General features: G+C 65.5%; 1 protein-coding gene and 1 pseudogene. Both read right to left on the bottom strand.

Annotation, left to right across the window (positions count from 1 at the left end; all coding sequences use genetic code 11):
- A partial coding sequence (gene pctB / locus ACTJJX_RS32155; RefSeq protein ID WP_074245664.1) for a methyl-accepting chemotaxis protein PctB occupies positions 1–1253 on the bottom strand: 1253 nt, incomplete at its 3' end.
- Positions 1254–1489: 236 nt separating this feature from the next.
- A pseudogene (pctA, locus tag ACTJJX_RS32150) lies at positions 1490–1969 on the bottom strand (methyl-accepting chemotaxis protein PctA); the annotation flags it as partial.

Below are 1969 nucleotides of genomic sequence, written 5' to 3'. Positions count from 1 at the left end.
TTGGCGTCGGACGCATGGTGCGAGGCATCGGCGGCGTTGCGGGCGATTTCCTGGGCGGCGGCACCGAGTTCGTTGATCGCCGCGGCGACGCTGTTGGTACGGTTGGACTGCTCGTCGGAGTTGGCCATCGAAGAGTTCGAGGCGTTCACCACCAGTTGCGCCACGTCGTGCAGTTGACGGGCGGTGCCGGCGACCTCGCGGATCGATTCGTGGATACGCTCGACGAAGCGGTTGAAGGAAATGGCCAGGACCCCGAATTCATCGTTGCTGGTGACTTTCAGGCGCTTGGTCAGGTCGCCTTCGCCCTGGGCGATGTCCTGCATGGCGCGGCCCATGTCGGTGAGCGGTTGCATCAGTACGCGGATCAGCATGCCGAGGAGGAGGACGATGGCGACCACCGCGATCAGCGCGGCGACGATCGCCGAGGTACGCAGCTTGGTGAGCATGGCATAGGCCTTGTCCTTGTCCACCGAGATGCCGATGTACCAGTCCAGGCCGGACAGGCCCTTGACCGGAGAGAAACTGAGGATCCGGGTGTTGCCGTGCAGCTCGGCCTCGCTGAAGCCGCTGCCGATCTTCGGCGTGTTGCGTGGGTAGACGTCGCTGAGGCTCTTCATGACCTGGTCCTTGTCCGGATGGACGAGGATCTTGCCGTCGCCGCTGACCAGGAAGGCGTAGCCCATGCCGCCGAAGTCCAGCGAGTTGATGATCTTCACCACCGTCTGCAGGCTGAGGTCGCCGCCGACCACGCCGAACGGCTGGCCGCCCTGGCGCGCCGGGCTGGCGATGGTCAGTACCAGCTCGTGGATGGCCGGCTCCATGTAGGGTTCGGTGAGGGTGGTCTGGCCGGCGCTGGTGGCGGCGTTGTACCAGGGGCGGCGGCGCGGGTCGTAGTCGGCCGGCAGGTCGCTGGTGGGGCGCGCGGTGTAGGTGCCGTCGGTCTGCCCCAGGTAGGTGAAGAGGAAGGTCGAGCCCAGCAGCGGCTGTTCCAGCAGGGCCTGGGTGGTCTCCGGGCTGTGGTCGCGGGCCAGGGTCTGGGCCAGGTTCTCGATCAGCAGGATGCGCCCGCTCAGCCAGTTCTGCACGTTGCTGGCGGTGATCTCGCCCATTTCGTGCAGGTAGTCCTCCAGGTCCTCGCGGATCGAGGTGCGCTGCAGGGAGTCGTTGTAGAGGGTGAAGAGGGAGAAGGTCGCGATCACCACCAGCGCGGCGGCGAGCAGGATCTTGTGACTGAACTTGAGACTTTTGATCATGGTTTCTTGCATCCGGGAGGCGCGGGCGCGCTGTCGTGAACAGCCCCAGTTGGATCGCAACTGCAAGGCTTGCCGTGTCTGTCGGCGGCAAGTCCGGAAGCTTTAGCGCAATGGATGAATGGTTTCACCGAATGCGACCTGGAGAACGAAAAAAGCGCCCGTGGGCGCTCTTCATCGGTAGGCCGGATAATCGCTTCGCGGTTATCCGGCCGGTTCGGCTACGGGACAGGCAGGGCTCAGATCTTGAAGCTGTCCACCAGTTGGCGCAGGCGCCCGGCCTGGGTTTCCAGCTCGCCGCAGGCACGCAGGGTGGCCTGGAGGTTCTCCACGCCTTCCTGGTTGAGGGTGTTGATCTCGGTGATGTCCATGTTCAGCGAATCGACCACCGCGGTCTGTTCCTCGGTGGCGGTGGCCACCGACTGGTTCATCCCGTCGATCTCGCCGATCCGCCGGGTCACGCTGCCCAGGCTTTCGCCGGCACGGTTGGCGATCTCCACGCTCTCCAGGCTGTAGCGCTGGCTCTCGGTCATGGTGGCCACCGCCTCGCGGGCGCCCACTTGCAGCTCTTCGATCATCTTCTGGATCTGCAGCGCCGATTCCTGGGCGCGATGGGCCAGGTTGCGCACCTCGTCGGCGACCACCGCGAAGCCGCGCCCGGCCTCGCCGGCGCGGGCGGCTTCGATGGCGGCGTTGAGGGCGAGCAGGTTGGTCTGCTC

Origin of the sequence: Pseudomonas sp. 22490 (assembly GCF_052044465.1) — a bacterium.
GTDB lineage: Bacteria > Pseudomonadota > Gammaproteobacteria > Pseudomonadales > Pseudomonadaceae > Pseudomonas > Pseudomonas aeruginosa.
This window is presented reverse-complemented; position numbering and strand designations above follow the sequence as displayed.